The organism is Streptomyces sp. Q2, from assembly GCF_056820935.1.
The window spans coordinates 52,198-68,354 of sequence record NZ_JBXEJE010000051.1; the positions used below are offsets into that span (position 1 = coordinate 52,198).

Below are 16,157 nucleotides of genomic sequence, written 5' to 3' on the forward strand. Positions count from 1 at the left end.
GACAGTGCAACGTGGAGGCGAGGCGTGGAGGTGAGGCGCTCATTGCGGCGGCTCAGTAAGGCGCGAAGCCAGCTGATACAGCTTACGAGTTAGGGCACCCTAACGCACCTCGGCGGATACCGGGTGGCAGGATTCGACACATGCCAGACGCGCTCGATGCCACCCCCTACGACGCCCTGCTCCTGCTCTCGTTCGGCGGCCCCGAGGGACCCGACGACGTGGTCCCGTTCCTGGAGAACGTGACGCGGGGGCGCGGTATCCCCAAGGAACGTCTGAAGGAAGTGGGTCAGCACTACTTCCGGTTCGGCGGGGTCAGTCCGATCAACGACCAGAACCGCGCCCTGCTGGACGCCCTGCGCAAGGACTTCGCGGAGCACGGCCTCGACCTGCCGATCCACTGGGGCAACCGCAACTGGGCCCCCTACCTCACGGACACCCTGCGCGAGATGGTCGCCGACGGTCGCCGCCGCATCCTGGTCCTCGCCACCAGCGCCTACGCCTCCTACTCGGGCTGCCGCCAGTACCGGGAGAACCTCGCCGAGTCGCTCGCCGCCCTGGAGGCCGAGGGCCTGGACCTGCCGAAGATCGACAAGCTGCGGCACTACTTCAACCACCCGGGCTTCCTCGAGCCCATGATCGACGGCGTCCTCCAGTCCCTCGCCGATCTTCCCGAGGACGTCAGGGACGGCGCCCACATCGCCTTCTCGACCCACTCGATCCCGACCGTCTCCGCCGACACCTCCGGGCCGGTCGAGGAGCAGGGCGACGGCGGCGCGTACGTCAGGCAGCACCTGGACGTCGCCCAGCTCATCGCCGACGCCGTCCGCGAGCGGACCGGCGTCGACCACCCCTGGCGGCTCGTCTACCAGTCCCGCTCCGGTGCCCCGCACATCCCGTGGCTGGAGCCCGACATCTGCGACCACCTGGAGGAGCGGCACGCGGCCGGGGCCCCGGGGGTCGTCATCGCTCCCATCGGCTTCGTCTCCGACCACATGGAGGTCCTGTACGACCTCGACACGGAGGCCAAGGCCAAGGGCGAGGAGCTGGGCCTGCCGGTGCGCCGCTCGGCCACCGTCGGCGCCGACCCGCGGTTCGCCGCCGCGATCCGTGACCTGGTCCTGGAGCGGGCCGCCGTCGAGCGCGGGCAGGAGGTCACGCCGTGCGCCCTGGGAGCGCTCGGTGCCCACCACAACCTCTGCCCGGTGGGCTGCTGCCCGGCCCGCGCCCCCCGCCCCGCCGCCGCGGGCGCCGACAGCCCCTACGCGTGAGGAGCGCCGTGACCGACCCCCTGTACCCGGAACTGCTCGCACTCGCCGAGGAGGCCGCCCGCCGGGCCGGCGCGCTGCTGAGGGACGGCCGCCCGGCCGACCTGGCGGTCGCCGCCACCAAGTCCAGCCCCATCGACGTGGTCACCGAGATGGACATCGCGGCGGAGAAGCTGATCACGGACCTGATCTCCGAGCACCGCCCGAACGACGGCTTCCTCGGCGAGGAGGGCGCTTCCAGCGAGGGCACGAGCGGCGTCCGCTGGGTGATCGACCCGCTCGACGGCACGGTCAACTACCTGTACGGGCTGCCCACTTGGGCCGTCTCCATCGCCGCCGAGCAGGACGGCGAGACCGTCGTCGGGGTCGTCGCGGCCCCGATGCGCGGCGAGACGTACCACGCGGTACGCGGCGGCGGAGCCTGGGCGAGGGGCGCCTGGGACGGCGAGCGCGAGCTGGCCTGCCGCCCCGCGCCGTCCCTGGAACAGGCCCTGGTCTCGACGGGCTTCAACTACGTCACCGACGTCCGCGTCCATCAGGCCGAGGTCGCCCGCAAACTCATCCCGCTGCTGCGCGACATCCGCCGCGGCGGCTCGGCAGCCGTCGACCTGTGCGACCTCGCCGCCGGCCGCCTCGACGGCTACTACGAACGAGGCCTCCACCCCTGGGACCTCGCCGCCGGCGACCTGATCGCCCGGGAGGCGGGCGCCCTGACCGGTGGACGCCCCGGAGAGCGCCCCGCACACGCTCTGACGGTCGCGGCCACCCCGGGCGTCTTCGAGCCCCTCCAGCGCCTCCTGGAGGACTTCGGCGCCTGGCACGACTGAGGCGCCCGCGACGGGCCGGGAGCTCGCTCCCCGGACAACGGAGCGGGCCCCGGCGCTGGATTCGCCGGGGCCCGCTGCGTCGTGCGAAACGAGCTGATCAGACGCGTGACGCGCCGACCTCCACACCGTGTTCGGCGGCGAGGCGGCGCAGGTCGTCGAGCTCGGCCTGTTCCACCTCGGCGAGGAAGTCGTCGCCCTCGTCGCGAGCCCGCGTCAGGTCGGACTCGGTCGCCCTTATGCGCTGCAGAAGTCCTGCGGTGAAAGCGTCCATGCTGCGCCCCCTCGTCCTGGGTCGTGGGTCGATGGCACGGGGGTGTGCCGTTCGGAAGGGGCGATCACGTCTCCTGTAGGTGCCCAGCGCTGCCCGGTGCTGGGCGGCGACGGTGCCGGACACCCACGCCCACTCTGCGGAAAGCGGATCGCGGCGTGCCGCATGGTGCTACGGCACATGCAGAGCGTGATCGCGGGGTGTAAAGCCGTCCTCCCCCCGCTCCCTTCCACGGAAACCTCAACCCGACGAGAAAATCCCGCATTCCCCGGCCTCATACCTGTCCTTCAGACCGTGCTCACCCGCCTTACCGCCGACTTATGACCGAAAAGGGCAGGATGGAGGTCCACACACTCACCAAGCCCCCTGCCCGCATGCCTCAAAGGCGCTACGCGGGTGGACACAGGAAGGACAAGCGACGTGCGCGTACTCGTCGTCGAGGACGAGCAACTGCTCGCCGATGCGGTGGCCACCGGACTGCGCCGGGAGGCCATGGCCGTCGACGTCGTGTACGACGGTGCGGCCGCCCTGGAACGCATCGGCGTGAACGACTACGACGTGGTCGTCCTCGACCGTGACCTCCCCCTCGTGCACGGCGACGACGTCTGCCGCAAGATCGTCGAACTCGGCATGCCCACCCGCGTGCTGATGCTCACCGCGTCCGGCGACGTCAGCGACCGTGTCGAGGGCCTGGAGATCGGCGCCGACGACTACCTGCCCAAGCCCTTCGCGTTCAGCGAGCTGACGGCACGCGTGCGTGCCCTCGGCCGGCGTACCAGCGTGCCCCTGCCGCCCGTCCTGGAGCGTGCCGGGATCAAGCTCGACCCGAACCGCCGTGAGGTCTTCCGCGACGGCAAGGAAGTCCAGCTGGCCCCCAAGGAGTTCGCCGTCCTGGAGGTGCTGATGCGCAGCGAGGGCGCGGTCGTCTCGGCCGAGCAGCTCCTGGAGAAGGCGTGGGACGAGAACACCGACCCGTTCACCAACGTCGTGCGGGTCACCGTCATGACCCTGCGCCGCAAGCTCGGGGAGCCGCCCGTCATCGTGACCGTCCCCGGCTCCGGCTACCGGATCTGACCGGCCGTGGCCGCCGCTCCCGCGCCTCCCCAGGCGCCCCCGAAGCCCACCTGGGACCCCCGGAAACCGGAGCCGCCCTTCCCGTGGCTGCGCCCCACCATCCGGATAAGGCTCACGCTGCTGTACGGCGGGATGTTCCTGATCGCCGGCATCCTGCTGCTGTCGATCATCTATCTGCTCGCCGCGCAGGCGCTGAACGTCGCAGGTGACCTGCCCTTCAAGATCACCGAGGGAAAGGTCACCAGTCAGGTCTGTGACCTGCCTTCCAGCGCCTCGCCCGACGTGTTCAACAGCGCGATGAGCGAGTGCGTCAACGAACAGCGCCAGCACGCCCTGGACAACCTGCTCAGCCGCTCCCTGCTGGCCCTGCTCGGCCTCGCGATCATCGCCTTCGCCTTCGGCTACGCCATGGCGGGCCGGGTCCTGGCGCCGCTCGGCCGGATCACCCGCACCGCGCGCGCGGTGGCCGGCTCGGACCTGTCCCGCCGTATCGAGCTGGACGGCCCGGACGACGAGCTGAAGGAACTGGCGGACACCTTCGACGACATGCTGGAGCGGCTGCAGCGCGCCTTCACGGCCCAGCAGCGCTTCGTCGGCAATGCCTCGCACGAGCTGAGAACACCGCTCGCGATCAACCGCACGCTTCTCGAGGTGCACCTCTCGGACCCGAACGCGCCGATGGAGCTCCAGCAGCTCGGCAAGACACTGCTGGCCACCAACGAGCGCAGCGAGCAGCTCGTCGAGGGGCTGCTGCTGCTCGCCCGAAGCGACAACCAGATCGTCGAGCGCAAGCCGGTGGACCTCGCCGAGGTGGCCGAGCAGGCGGTCGACCAGGTGAACGGCGAGGCGGAGGCCAAGGGCGTGGTGATCCGCGGCGAGCAGAAGCCCGCGGTCGTCCAGGGCAACGGCGTGCTGCTGGAGCGGATCGCCCTGAACCTCGTGCAGAACGCCGTGCGGTACAACGTGCCGGAGGGCGGCTGGGTCGAGGTGACGACGGAGGTCCTGCACGGCCAGGCGGTGCTCGTGGTGTCCAACACGGGCCCGGTGGTGCCGGCGTACGAGATCGACAACCTCTTCGAGCCGTTCCGGCGGCTGCGTACGGAGCGCACGGGCAGCGACAAGGGCGTCGGACTCGGTCTGTCCATCGTCCGTTCCGTGGCTCGCGCGCACGGCGGCCATATCTCGGCACAGCCGCGTGAAGGAGGTGGCCTCGTGATGCGAGTGACCCTTCCGGTCTGAGATCATGGCCCCCGCACACGATCCGATACACGGGCTTGTTCGCTTTGCGCGGAATTTTCTGGCCGCCTTCCGGACAACTCCGTGTGTGATCGATCACAAGGGAGAATTACCGGCCATCTACTCTCAGTGATCATGTGACCTGTCGGAAAGCCGGGAAAATCCGGGTTTTCAGGGGTCTTGATCACGGGAAGTACACGGTGAGACGCCTTTGAAGTGCGGGATTCGGACCGTGTACGGTCCCGATCGCCATCCAACCCGATCACTCAAGAGGAGTCCGGTTGGGTGTCGATTGAGTAACAGACCTTGATGTGAGGCAAAATCTCCGCCTCGGGTCGGGCACAAGTCCGGCCTCTCACGCGTTACGTGCGCTGGAGACACCGAAGACACCCAGAGGGGGAGAGCGACATGGCAACCGACTACGACACCCCACGCAAGACCGACGACGACGTCGACTCGGACAGCCTTGAAGAACTGAAGGCGCGGAGGAACGACAAGTCGACGTCCGCAGTGGACGTCGACGAGTTCGAGGCCGCAGAAGGCCTCGAACTGCCCGGCGCCGACCTCTCGAACGAGGAACTCGCCGTCCGGGTCCTCCCCAAGCAGCAGGACGAGTTCACTTGCATGAGCTGCTTCCTGGTGCACCACCGCAGCCAGCTGGCCCGCGAGAAGAACGGTCAGCCGATCTGCCGCGACTGCGACTGAGGGCGGGTCGGCCGTGACTGGCTCGACCCCTCCTCGGAAGCGCCGCTTCCGCCTGCCGGGAGCGGACCAGGAGCCGTCCGAAGGGCGGCTCGGCGCGCGTGACGACGAGCGGGGCTCATCCGATCAGGGATCGGCCTCGCTCGAACCGGCGGCCGGCCGGGCAGACCTCCCGGCGCCGGACGCGACCCCCGCGCCCGTCGCCAGGCGACGGGCCGCGGTGATCCGGGACAAGGCCCGGGAAGGAGTCCGCAAGAGCGGCAGCAGGGCCAGGGCGGGTTTGGCGTACCTCGCCGACCGGATCATCGACAACGCCCCGCGAATCCCCGTACGGGACCTCGCGACGCTCCGCAGGCAGTTCCCCGGGCTGGGGCCCGAGGAGCTCGCGGACAAGCTCGTGGCGGGCGCCGCGAGCGCCACGGCCACGGTCGGAGCGGGCATCGGAGCGGCGGCCATGCTGCCCGTGCCACCCGCCATGCCGACGGAACTGGCCGCCGAGATCACCGGGGTCGCCGCGATCGAGCTGAAACTGATCGCCGAACTCCACGAGGTCTACGGCGTGCGGCCGCCGGGCAATCTCAAGCAGCGCAGCACCGCGTATCTCGACTCCTGGTCGGGAGAGCGCGGCATCGACGTGACCAAGCCGTCCACGATGAGTTCGGCGCTCAACAGTCCTCTGAAACACCAGATGCGGCAGCAGATCATGAAGCGCGTGGTGCGCGACCTGCCGAACCTGATGCCGTTCATGGTCGGTGCGGCCGTGGGGGCGGTCATGAACCGCCGGGACACCAGAAAACTCGCGGAGCGGATCAGGGCGGATCTGCGGAAGATCCAGGTGCCTTGGGAGGCGCTTCCCGCACTGCCTCCGCTGGAGTCCCCCGAGAATCCGCTCAAAATCGGGGACATTCCGAAGGAACTGGGGCGCGGACACAAGGAAATCGGGCCCTGACGAAGTTTTTGCGCGGCGGTGAAAAAGATTTTGGACCGCCTCCGCGACACCCTCGGCGAGACCTCGCACGGGGGCCGGGTGAAGCCCCGCCCGAGTGTTCTACGCCGGGCTCTAGGCCGCCGCTCGCGCCGATTTCAGGGCCTCGGCCAGCCGCTCCGGCTCACGCGTGGACAGGTACAGATACGGCGTCGGGTCGGCCGGGTCGGTGACATCCACGCGCAGTGCGGTGGGGATGTAGGCGCGCAGCAGCAGGAACGCGCGGGTGTCGGCCTTGTACGTGCGCCAGGCGCGGGCCTCCTCCGGGTCCAGGATCTCCGCCTCGCCCAGGGCCGACACCGGGATCTTCGCCTCGCCCGCGATCAGGAATCCGTTCACGACCCGGATCCGCAGCGAGCCGTACGCGCTGGCCGCGACCGCCGCCACGGCCGTCCCGCCGACCAGGCCGCCGAGCAGCGGCAGCGTGCCGAAGGGCAGCAGGATCAACGCCATCGAGACCCCGACCAGCAGGGAGATCAGCCACCAGGTGCGGGGGGCGGTGAGGCGTTCTTCGTACGGGGTGGCGGAAAGCTGCATGAAGCCAAGCTTGGCACGGTGTCGGGAACGGTCCGACGCGCGGGTAAGGTCTGCGGCTGTGAGTCGTACATCCGCAGCTCTTGAGCCTCCCGCCGACGCCGTGCGACCGGTGCGGCACCCGGACGCTCCCGCGCCCGGCGAGCTCCTCGGCGCGCACTACGAACACTGCTTCGGCTGTGGCGACGGGCAGCCGCACGGGCTGCACCTCCAGGCGCGGGCCGGCGAGGGCGTCACCATCACGGCCGAGTTCACCGTGCAACCCGCCCACCAGGGCGCTCCGGGCCTCGCGCACGGCGGTGTGCTGGCCTCCGCCCTCGACGAGACCCTCGGCTCGCTGAACTGGCTGCTGCGGACGATCGCGGTGACCGGCCGGCTGGAGACGGACTTCGTGCAGCCGGTACCGGTCGGTACGACGCTGCACCTGGAGGCCGAGGTGACGGCGGTGGCCGGGCGGAAGATCTACTCGAGCGCCACCGGACGCGTCGGCGGCCCCGAGGGACCGGTCGCGGTCCGTGCCGACGCCCTCTTCATCGAGGTGAAGGTCGACCACTTCGTCGAGAACGGCCGCCAGGAGGAGATCCGGGCGGCCATGGACGACCCGGACCAGGTCCGCCGTGCCCGCGCCTTCGAGGTGAACCCGTGAGCCGTGACCCCGTGGACGTGCTGATCCGGCGCGTCGACCCCGACGTACCGCTTCCGACGTACGCGCACCCCGGTGACGCGGGAGCCGATCTGCGCACCACCGAGAGCCGTGAACTCGAGCCGGGCGAACGGGCCGTGCTGCCCACTGGGGTGTCTGTGGCGCTGCCGGAGGGGTACGCGGCCTTCGTGCACCCGCGATCCGGTCTCGCCGCCCGCTGCGGTGTCGCTCTGGTGAATGCCCCGGGGACGGTAGATGCCGGGTACCGTGGGGAGATCAAGGTGATCGTGGTGAATCTCGACCCGCGCGAGTCGGTGCGGTTCGAGCGCTTCGACCGGATTGCCCAACTGGTCGTCCAGCAGGTCGAGAGGGTCCGCTTCCAGGAGGTCGCGGAACTTCCCGGCTCGGCTCGGGCCGAGGGGGGCTTCGGGTCCACCGGCGGCCATGCGGCTGTGGGCGGCTCAAGCAGCACGAACAGCACAAGCGGTCAGGCCGCCGACGGCGGCGCAACGGGTGGGAATCGATACGCTTCGGCCGTATCCGACCGGGAAGGACAGTGACGTGTTCGGACGTCGCAAGAAGAAGGGTGCCGCCGAGGACGCGGCCGGCGAGCCCGAGCAGGTCGTCGACGGTGTCGACACTGAGGCGGACAAGGACGAGGACCAGGGCGGGCGCCCGCGCGTGAGGCTGGAGCCGGAGCCGCGGCCCGACGGGCCGTGGGACGACTCCGAGGTGCGGGATCCGGCCGAGGGTCGCGTCGACCTGGGCGGCCTGTTCGTGCCGGGCGTCGACGGCATGGAGCTGCGGGTGGAGGTCGCGGGCGACGCGATCGTCGCGGCGACCGTCGTCCTGCGGGACAGCGCCATCCAGTTGCAGGCCTTCGCCGCCCCCAAGCGCGAGGGCATCTGGGGCGAGGTACGCGAGGAGATCGGCTCGGGCATCACCCAGCAGGGCGGCATCGTCGACGAGGTCGAGGGTCCGCTGGGCTGGGAGCTGCGTGCCCAGGTGCCGGTACAGCTGCCGGACGGCACGGGTGGCTTCCAGGTGGTGCGGTTCGTCGGTGTGGACGGCCCGCGCTGGTTCCTGCGTGGAGTCATCTCCGGCCAGGGCGCGGTGCAGCCGCAGGCGGCGGGCCTGCTGGAGCAGATCTTCCGGGACACGGTCGTGGTCCGCGGCGACGGCCCGATGGCGCCCCGCGACCCCATCGTCCTGAAGCTGCCGAACGACGCGCAGATGGTGCCCGAGGGCGTTCAGCAGGACGACGGCACCTCGCGCTTCTCCGGCGGCATGGGCCAGTTGCAGCGCGGACCGGAGATCACCGAGGTCCGCTAGACAGACGCGACAAGGGCCGCACCCCGCGCAGGGGGTGCGGCCCTTGTCTGCTCCTGAGGTCTTGCCGCCCGAGACCATCAACAGCTCGCACGCACGGGGACGAGCCGGGCTGAACCGTTGAACTGCCGTGCGCCGGTTGGCGATACTGGCGCCCGGTCCACGGGGGAGGGCGCATGACTGAGGTGGTCACCGAGACCATGGTGCGCGTCGAGAACGTCCGTAAGTCGTACGGCGAGTCGGCCGCCGTCGTGCACGCACTGCGCGGGGTCTCCTTCGAGGTGCCGCGCGGTGAACTCGTCGCCCTCAAAGGGCGTTCGGGATCCGGCAAGACCACGCTCCTCAACATCGTCGGCGGGCTCGACCTGCCCGACGAGGGGCGCGTCACGGTCGACGGGCTCGACCTCGCGGAGCTGGGCGAGGACGGCCTGCTCGCACTGCGCCGGGACCGTGTCGGATTCGTCTTCCAGTCCTTCGGGTTGATCCCGATCCTCACGGCCGCCGAGAACGTCGGTGTGCCGATGCGGCTGCGCCGGGCCGATCCACGCGAGCGGGAGGAGCGCGTCGAGCTGCTGTTGTCCCTGGTCGGTCTCGCCGACCACGCGCGCCAGCGGCCCGGCGAGCTGTCCGGCGGCCAGCAGCAGCGGGTCGCCATCGCCCGCGCCCTGGCCAACAGCCCCTCGCTCCTCGTCGCCGACGAGCCGACCGGCCAGCTGGACGCGGAGACCGGCCATTCCGTGATGGAGCTGCTGCGGGCCGTCGTACGCAGCGAACAGGTCACCGCGCTGGTCGCCACGCACGACGCCAACCTGCTGGACCTGGCCGACCGGGTGCTGGAACTGAGCGACGGGGAGATCGTCGAGGGGTGAGGGCCTCGGGCCGTCCCTGGTGCGTCAGAGTTGCGTCAAGGACGGCCCACGGGTCGCACCCGACCCCATTTGTCGCGATTGTTGGCCGTAAGGTCGACGCTGCGCAGCAGCAGTGACCGGAAGACGATGAGGCCATGGGACGCGGCAAGCTTCGGATCCACCTCGGTGCGGCACCGGGCGTCGGCAAGACGTACGCGATGCTGTCCGAGGCGCACCGGCGTGCCGAGCGCGGCACCGACTGCGTGGTGGCCTTCGCGGAGCATCACGACCGGCCGCGCACCGAGGCGATGCTGCACGGCCTGGAGCAGATCCCGCGCCGGGCGCTGGAGTACCGCGGCGGCGTGGTCACCGAGATGGACGTCGATGCCGTGCTCCGCAGGGCCCCCGCCGTCGCCCTGGTGGACGATCTGGCCCACACCAACGTCCCCGGCTCCCGCCACGCCAAGCGGTGGCAGGACGTTCAGGAGCTGCTGGCGGCCGGGATCGACGTCGTCTCGACGGTCGACATCCAGCATCTGGAGTCCCTGGGCGACGTGGTCGAGGCGATCACCGGGGTGCGGCAGCGGGAGACGGTGCCGGACGAGGTGGTGCGGCGGGCGGACCAGATCGAGCTGGTCGACATGTCGCCGCAGGCGCTGCGGCGGCGGATGGCACACGGCAACATCTACCAGCCCGACAAGGTGGACGCGGCCCTCTCGAACTACTTCCGGCCCGGCAACCTGACCGCGCTGCGGGAGCTGGCACTGCTGTGGGTGGCCGACCGCGTGGACGCGCATCTGCAGCAGTACCGCAGCGATCACCGCGTCTCGAAGATCTGGGGTTCGCGGGAGCGGATCGTGGTCGGGCTGACCGGTGGCCCGGAAGGGCGGACGCTGCTCAGGCGGGCGGCGCGGCTGGCGGAGAGGGGCGCCGGGGGCGAGGTGCTGGCGGTCTACATAGCCCGCAGCGACGGCTTGACCTCGGCCTCCCCGAAGGAACTGGCCGTGCAGCGGACCCTGGCAGAAGACCTGGGCGGTACCTTCCACCATGTGGTGGGCGACGACATACCGGTCGCGCTGCTGGACTTCGCACGCGGGGTGAACGCCACCCAGATCGTCCTCGGCTCCTCGCGCCGCAAGACCTGGCAGTACGTCTTCGGCCCCGGCGTCGGTACGACCGTGGCCCGCGAGTCGGGCCCCGATCTCGACGTGCACATCGTCACCCACGAGGAGGTCGCCAAGGGGCGCGGCCTGCCCGTCGCCCGGGGCGCGCGGCTCGGCCGGGCCCGGATCATCTGGGGCTGGCTGGCCGGCGTGGGCGGCCCGGTGGTCCTGGCGCTCCTGCTCAACACCGTCCACCTCGGCCTCGCCAACGACATGCTTCTGTTCCTGACGGCCGTGGTGGCGGCGGCCCTGCTCGGCGGGCTGCTGCCCGCGCTGGCCTCGGCGGCGGTGGGGTCCCTGCTGCTGAACTACTTCTACACACCGCCGCTGCACCACTGGACCATCGCCGACCCGAAGAACATCGTCGCCATCGCGATCTTCGTCGGTGTCGGAGTGTCGGTGGCCTCCGTGGTCGATGTCGCCGCCCGCCGCACCCACCAGGCCGCCCGGCTGCGCGCCGAATCGGAGATCCTGTCCTTCCTCGCGGGCAACGTCCTGCGCGGCGAGACCGGCCTGGAGGAGCTCCTGCAACGGGTCCGCGAGACCTTCGGCATGGAGTCGGCCGCCCTGCTGGAACGGGAGAGCGACGTCGACCCGTGGACCTGTGCGGGCCGGGTCGGCCTCGGGCGGCCGGTGGAGCGGCCGGAGGAGGCGGACGTCGACATGCCGGTCGGGGACCACATGGCGCTCGCGCTGACCGGCCGTGTCCTGCCCGCCGAGGACCGCCGGGTACTGGCCGCCTTCGCCGCGCAGGCCGCCGTCGTCCTGGACCGGCGGCGCCTGCGCCAGGAGGCCGACCAGGCCCGCACGCTGGCCGAGGGCAACCGGATCCGCACCGCGCTGCTGGCCGCCGTGAGCCATGACCTCCGTACGCCACTGGCCGGCATCAAGGCAGCCGTCTCGTCGCTGCGGTCCGACGACGTGACATGGTCCGAGGAGGACCGGGCGGAGCTCCTCGAAGGCATCGAGGAGGGCGCCGACCGGCTCGATCACCTGGTGGGCAACCTGCTCGACATGTCCCGGCTCCAGACCGGCACGGTCACCACACTGATCAGGGAGATCGACCTCGACGAGGTGGTGCCGACGGCGCTCGGCGGGGTGCCCGAGGGCAGCGTCGACCTGGACGTTCCGGAGACGCTGCCGATGGTGGCCGTGGACCCGGGGCTGCTGGAGCGGTCGGTGGCCAACCTGGTCGAGAACGCCGTCAAGTACAGCCCGGCCGGCAAAGCCGTCCTGGTGTCCGCCAGCGCCCTCGCCGACCGGGTCGAGGTGCGGGTGGTCGACCGGGGCCCCGGCGTCCCCGACGAGGCCAAGGAACGCATTTTCGAGCCCTTCCAGCGCCATGGCGACGCCCCGCGCGGCGCCGGCGTCGGACTCGGCCTCGCCGTGGCGCGCGGTTTCGCCGAGGCGATGGGCGCAACCCTCGAAGCCGAGGACACACCCGGCGGCGGCCTCACCATGGTGCTCACGCTCCGGGCGGCGGCGGGACCGAGCCCTGAAGAGCCTGTTGACCTCGTACGACCCGAAAGGCAGGTCACATGACCCGGGTGCTGGTGATCGACGACGAGCCGCAGATCGTGCGTGCCCTCGTGATCAACCTCAGGGCGCGCGAGTACGAGGTCGACGCGGCGCACGACGGCGCCACCGCCCTCGAACTCGCCGCCACCCGCCACCCGGACGTGGTGGTCCTCGACCTGGGCCTGCCCGACATGGACGGCGTCGAGGTGATCAAGGGCCTGCGCGGCTGGACCCGCGTGCCGATCCTGGTGCTGTCCGCCCGGCACTCCTCCGACGAGAAGGTCGAGGCGCTGGACGCGGGCGCCGACGACTACGTCACCAAGCCCTTCGGCATGGACGAACTGCTGGCCCGGCTGCGCGCCGCCGTCCGCCGTGCCGAGCCGGCCGGGGTCGGCGACGACGAAGTGCTGGTGGAGACCGACGAGTTCACCGTCGACCTCGCGGCCAAGAAGGTCCAGCGGCACGGGAAGGACGTACGGCTGACGCCCACGGAGTGGCATCTGCTGGAGGTGCTGGTGCGCAACACCGGGCGCCTGGTCGGCCAGAAGCAGTTGCTCCAGGAGGTGTGGGGGCCGTCGTACGGGACGGAGACGAACTACCTGCGCGTCTATATGGCCCAGCTCAGGCGCAAGCTGGAAGCGGACCCCTCGCATCCGAAGCATTTCGTCACCGAGCCGGGGATGGGGTACCGGTTCGAGCGGTAGCACCGGGGGTACGTAGCTGTCGGTGGGCCCCGGTACGCTTCAGATATGAGTGCTGTTCCTCGTTCCGAGAAGCCGGTGGGCCGGTTCCGGCGCATGCTCGGCCGGCTCTCCTCGTCGCAGGAGGACCTGGAGTCCGAGGAGCTGCGGGAGGACACCGCGACCGCCGGCTGCACGCGCATCGGTGACTGCCACGACCGCCAGGTCGTCACCGTTACTGGTACCTTGCGCACGGTCACCCTGCGCCCGCGCGCGGGCGTCCCGGCGCTGGAGGCCGAGCTGTTCGACGGCTCCGCCGCGCTGGACGTGGTGTGGCTCGGCAGACGCTCCATCGTGGGGATAGAGCCGGGGCGCAAACTGATCGCGTCGGGCCGGATCTCGATGAGCCGGGGCCGCCGGGTGCTGTTCAACCCGAAATACGAACTGAGACCCCTCGGACGGGAGTAGCCGGTGACGTCGCTCGACAAGCCGACCGAAGACACCGAAGACGCTGCGCGGGACGCCCGGGCGGTGACCGAGGCCGCGCTGTTCGAAGCCTTCGGCGGCGTGCGGGGCATGGTCGAGACGGTGCTGCCCGGACTTCTCTTCGTCACCATCTTCACGATCAACAAGGACCTGCACTGGTCGGCCATCGCGGCCCTGGCCGTGTCGCTGGCCCTGGTCGTGGTCCGGCTGGTGATGAAGGACACCGTCAAGCACGCCTTCAGCGGCGTCTTCGGCGTCGCCTTCGGTGTCGTCTTCGCGATGATGACCGGCAACGCCAAGGACTTCTACCTCCCCGGCATGCTCTACACGCTGGGCCTGGGCCTCGCCTACATCATCACGACCCTCTGCGGCGTCCCGCTGATCGGTCTGATCCTCGGCCCCGTCTTCAAGGAGAATCTCTCCTGGCGCACCCGCAACCCGGGCCGCAAGAAGGCGTACGCCAAGGCCAGTTATGCCTGGGGGGCGATCCTGCTCGCCAAGTGCGCGATCCTCTTCCCGCTGTACTGGTGGGCCGACACGACCCAGCTGGGCTGGATCCTGATCGCCCTCAAGATCCCGCCGTTCCTGCTCGCCGTGTATCTGACCTGGGTCTTCCTGGCGAAGGCACCGGCCCCCATCGACGTCTTCGCCGAGATGGAGGCGCAGGAGCGCGCCGAGAAGGAACGCAAGGCCGCTCTGGCGGAGGAGCACGGCGAGTCGACGCCCGCCCGTCACCGCCGGCAGGCGTAGCCGCTGTCCGTACGACGACTCCGTACGACGACTCCGTACGACGACTCCGTACGACGACTCCGTACGACGACGAAGGGCGCCCCGAACACTCCGGGCGCCCTTCGTGGGCCTTTATGCCCCACGCNGCCGCTGTCCGTACGACGACTCCGTACGACGACTCCGTACGACGACTCCGTACGACGACTCCGTACGACGACGAAGGGCGCCCGGAACTCTCCGGGCGCCCTTCGTCGTCGTATCTCCGCCACGATCAGCTCGGTGCTTCCTCCCGGCGCACCGACAGCAGGTCCTCCAGCTGTTCCTCCCGGGCCGGGGCGGCCACGAAGAGGAGCTCGTCGCCCGCCTCCAGGGAGTCCTCCCGGGTAGGGGTGAGCACGCGGGTACCGCGGATGATCGTCACCAGGGACGTGTCCTGCGGCCACTCGACGTCGCCGACCTGGGTGCCGGCCAGGGCCGACTCCTCCGGGAGGGTCAGCTCGACCAGGTTGGCGTCGCCGTGGCTGAAGCGCAGCAGGCGGACCAGGTCGCCGACGCTCACCGCCTCCTCGACCAGGGCCGACATCAGACGCGGGGTGGAGACGGCGACGTCCACCCCCCACGACTCGTTGAACAGCCACTCGTTCTTCGGGTTGTTGACGCGGGCGACGACCCGGGGGACGCCGTACTCCGTCTTCGCCAGCAGCGAGACGACCAGGTTGACCTTGTCGTCGCCGGTCGCGGCGATCACGACGTTGCAGCGTTGGAGCGCCGCCTCGTCCAGCGACGTGATCTCGCAGGCGTCGGCCAGCAGCCACTCCGCCTGCGGGACCCGCTCGACCGAGATGGCGGTCGGCGCCTTGTCGATGAGCAGGACCTCGTGGCCGTTCTCCAGCAGTTCGCCCGCGATCGAGCGGCCGACCGCGCCGGCACCGGCAATGGCGACCCTCATCAGTGACCGCCCTCCTCTTCGGGACCCTTGGCGAACGCCGCCTCGACCTTGTCGACCTCGTCGGTGCGCATCATCACGTGCACCAGGTCGCCCTCCTGCAACACCGTCTGCGAGCTCGGCAGAATCGCTTCGCCGAGCCGGGTCAGGAACGCCACGCGCACCCCGGTCTCCTCCTGGAGACGGCTGATCCGCTGGCCCACCCAGGACGAGGCGGTGTGCACCTCGGCCAGCTGGACGCCACCGGTGGGGTCGCGCCACTGCGGCTCGGCGCCCGAGGGCAGCAGCCGGCGCAGCATCTGGTCGGCCGTCCAGCGCACCGTCGCGACGGTGGGAATGCCCAGACGCTGGTAGACCTCGGCACGCCGGGGGTCGTAGATCCGGGCCGCGACGTTCTCGATGCCGAACATCTCGCGGGCGACGCGCGCGGCGATGATGTTCGAGTTGTCCCCGCTGGAGACCGCGGCGAACGCGCCGGCCTCCTCGATGCCCGCCTCGCGAAGGGTGTCCTGGTCGAAGCCGACCCCGGTGACACGACGGCCGCCGAACCCGGAGCCCAGCCGTCGGAAAGCGGTGGGGTCCTGGTCGATCACGGCGACCGTGTGCCCCTGCTGCTCCAGGTTCTGGGCGAGCGCCGAACCCACTCGCCCGCAGCCCATGATGACGATGTGCACTGAAGCCCTACCCCGCAGTCCTGGTCATCGCGATGACCTGCGAAAACACCCTGATCACTCTTCTCTCTCAGTCTGCCGGGCAACAACGGGCAACAGCGTCCGTCGTTGCCCGAACACGAGCTTATGCCGCAACTTCGCCCCTGCCCTCATCCGCGTAGGGCGAGGGTTCGTTCAGCGGGCGTTGAAGTACTTGGCTTCGGGGTGGTGGATGACGATGGCGTCGGTGGACTGTTCGGGGTGGAGCTGGAAT

Annotated in this window: 18 protein-coding genes; 14 read left to right on the top strand and 4 right to left on the bottom strand. The window is 70.4% G+C overall.

Features of this window, described 5'->3' with window-relative positions:
• Nucleotides 1–140 precede the first annotated feature (140 nt).
• Both ACWBNA_RS40330 and ACWBNA_RS40335 read left to right on the top strand, forming a co-directional pair.
• Nucleotides 141–1,268: a ferrochelatase gene (locus ACWBNA_RS40330; RefSeq protein WP_482709531.1), complete on the top strand. Its 1,128-nt coding sequence runs from the start codon at nt 141–143 to the stop codon at nt 1,266–1,268.
• Between the two features lie 8 nt (nt 1,269–1,276).
• Nucleotides 1,277–2,092: an inositol monophosphatase family protein gene (locus tag ACWBNA_RS40335; protein ID WP_482709532.1), complete on the top strand. Its 816-nt coding sequence runs from the start codon at nt 1,277–1,279 to the stop codon at nt 2,090–2,092.
• A gap of 97 nt (nt 2,093–2,189) precedes the next feature.
• Here ACWBNA_RS40335 and ACWBNA_RS40340 read toward each other — a convergent pair whose 3' ends face one another.
• Nucleotides 2,190–2,363 (bottom strand): hypothetical protein, encoded by a 174-nt coding sequence (locus ACWBNA_RS40340; RefSeq protein ID WP_403958224.1) that lies wholly within the window; start codon nt 2,361–2,363, stop codon nt 2,190–2,192.
• Between the two features lie 417 nt (nt 2,364–2,780).
• Here ACWBNA_RS40340 and ACWBNA_RS40345 point away from each other — a divergent pair, with 417 nt between their 5' ends.
• The 4 genes from ACWBNA_RS40345 (at nt 2,781) to ACWBNA_RS40360 (ending at nt 6,321) form a co-directional block, all read left to right on the top strand.
• Nucleotides 2,781–3,434: a response regulator transcription factor gene (locus ACWBNA_RS40345; RefSeq protein ID WP_007385219.1), complete on the top strand. Its 654-nt coding sequence runs from the start codon at nt 2,781–2,783 to the stop codon at nt 3,432–3,434.
• 6 nt (nt 3,435–3,440) lie between these two features.
• Complete coding sequence (locus tag ACWBNA_RS40350) at nt 3,441–4,673, top strand: sensor histidine kinase (protein WP_482709533.1); 1,233 nt, start codon at nt 3,441–3,443, stop codon at nt 4,671–4,673.
• Nucleotides 4,674–5,078: 405 nt separating this feature from the next.
• On the top strand, nt 5,079–5,375 hold the full coding sequence (locus ACWBNA_RS40355; protein ID WP_005481602.1) for a DUF4193 domain-containing protein: 297 nt from the start codon (nt 5,079–5,081) through the stop codon (nt 5,373–5,375).
• 13 nt (nt 5,376–5,388) lie between these two features.
• Nucleotides 5,389–6,321, top strand: a complete 933-nt coding sequence (locus ACWBNA_RS40360; protein WP_482709534.1) for a hypothetical protein — start codon at nt 5,389–5,391, stop codon at nt 6,319–6,321.
• 111 nt (nt 6,322–6,432) lie between these two features.
• Here ACWBNA_RS40360 and ACWBNA_RS40365 read toward each other — a convergent pair whose 3' ends face one another.
• Nucleotides 6,433–6,894 (bottom strand): DUF3093 domain-containing protein, encoded by a 462-nt coding sequence (locus ACWBNA_RS40365; protein WP_482709535.1) that lies wholly within the window; start codon nt 6,892–6,894, stop codon nt 6,433–6,435.
• Nucleotides 6,895–6,952: 58 nt separating this feature from the next.
• Here ACWBNA_RS40365 and ACWBNA_RS40370 point away from each other — a divergent pair, with 58 nt between their 5' ends.
• From ACWBNA_RS40370 to ACWBNA_RS40405, 8 genes are all read left to right on the top strand, one after another.
• Entirely contained in the window at nt 6,953–7,537 is a 585-nt protein-coding gene (locus tag ACWBNA_RS40370) for a PaaI family thioesterase (protein WP_482709536.1), read from the top strand.
• The gene (gene dut, locus ACWBNA_RS40375) at nt 7,534–8,094 is read left to right on the top strand and encodes a dUTP diphosphatase (RefSeq protein ID WP_482709537.1); all 561 of its coding nucleotides are present in this window, start codon (nt 7,534–7,536) and stop codon (nt 8,092–8,094) included. Before ACWBNA_RS40370 ends, dut begins: the two co-directional genes overlap by 4 nt.
• Nucleotide 8,095: 1 nt before the next feature.
• Nucleotides 8,096–8,866, top strand: a complete 771-nt coding sequence (locus tag ACWBNA_RS40380) for a DUF3710 domain-containing protein (protein ID WP_482709538.1) — start codon at nt 8,096–8,098, stop codon at nt 8,864–8,866.
• A 173-nt stretch (nt 8,867–9,039) separates the two neighbouring features.
• Nucleotides 9,040–9,732 (top strand): ABC transporter ATP-binding protein, encoded by a 693-nt coding sequence (locus tag ACWBNA_RS40385; protein ID WP_482709539.1) that lies wholly within the window; start codon nt 9,040–9,042, stop codon nt 9,730–9,732.
• A 134-nt stretch (nt 9,733–9,866) separates the two neighbouring features.
• On the top strand, nt 9,867–12,416 hold the full coding sequence (locus ACWBNA_RS40390) for a DUF4118 domain-containing protein (protein ID WP_482709540.1): 2,550 nt from the start codon (nt 9,867–9,869) through the stop codon (nt 12,414–12,416).
• The gene (locus ACWBNA_RS40395; protein WP_482709541.1) at nt 12,413–13,096 is read left to right on the top strand and encodes a response regulator; all 684 of its coding nucleotides are present in this window, start codon (nt 12,413–12,415) and stop codon (nt 13,094–13,096) included. The genes ACWBNA_RS40390 and ACWBNA_RS40395 overlap by 4 nt, the downstream gene beginning before the upstream one ends.
• A gap of 45 nt (nt 13,097–13,141) precedes the next feature.
• On the top strand, nt 13,142–13,540 hold the full coding sequence (locus tag ACWBNA_RS40400) for an OB-fold nucleic acid binding domain-containing protein (RefSeq protein ID WP_482709542.1): 399 nt from the start codon (nt 13,142–13,144) through the stop codon (nt 13,538–13,540).
• A gap of 3 nt (nt 13,541–13,543) precedes the next feature.
• Nucleotides 13,544–14,308 (top strand): DUF3159 domain-containing protein, encoded by a 765-nt coding sequence (locus tag ACWBNA_RS40405; RefSeq protein WP_482709543.1) that lies wholly within the window; start codon nt 13,544–13,546, stop codon nt 14,306–14,308.
• A 250-nt stretch (nt 14,309–14,558) separates the two neighbouring features.
• Here the strand turns inward: ACWBNA_RS40405 and ACWBNA_RS40410 are convergent, their stop codons facing one another.
• Together ACWBNA_RS40410 and ACWBNA_RS40415 are read right to left on the bottom strand one after the other, a co-directional pair.
• Nucleotides 14,559–15,236 (bottom strand): potassium channel family protein, encoded by a 678-nt coding sequence (locus ACWBNA_RS40410; RefSeq protein ID WP_482709544.1) that lies wholly within the window; start codon nt 15,234–15,236, stop codon nt 14,559–14,561.
• Nucleotides 15,236–15,907, bottom strand: coding sequence for a potassium channel family protein (locus ACWBNA_RS40415; RefSeq protein WP_482709546.1), 672 nt, complete (start codon nt 15,905–15,907; stop codon nt 15,236–15,238). Before ACWBNA_RS40415 ends, ACWBNA_RS40410 begins: the two co-directional genes overlap by 1 nt.
• Between the last annotated feature and the right edge of the window lie 250 nt (nt 15,908–16,157).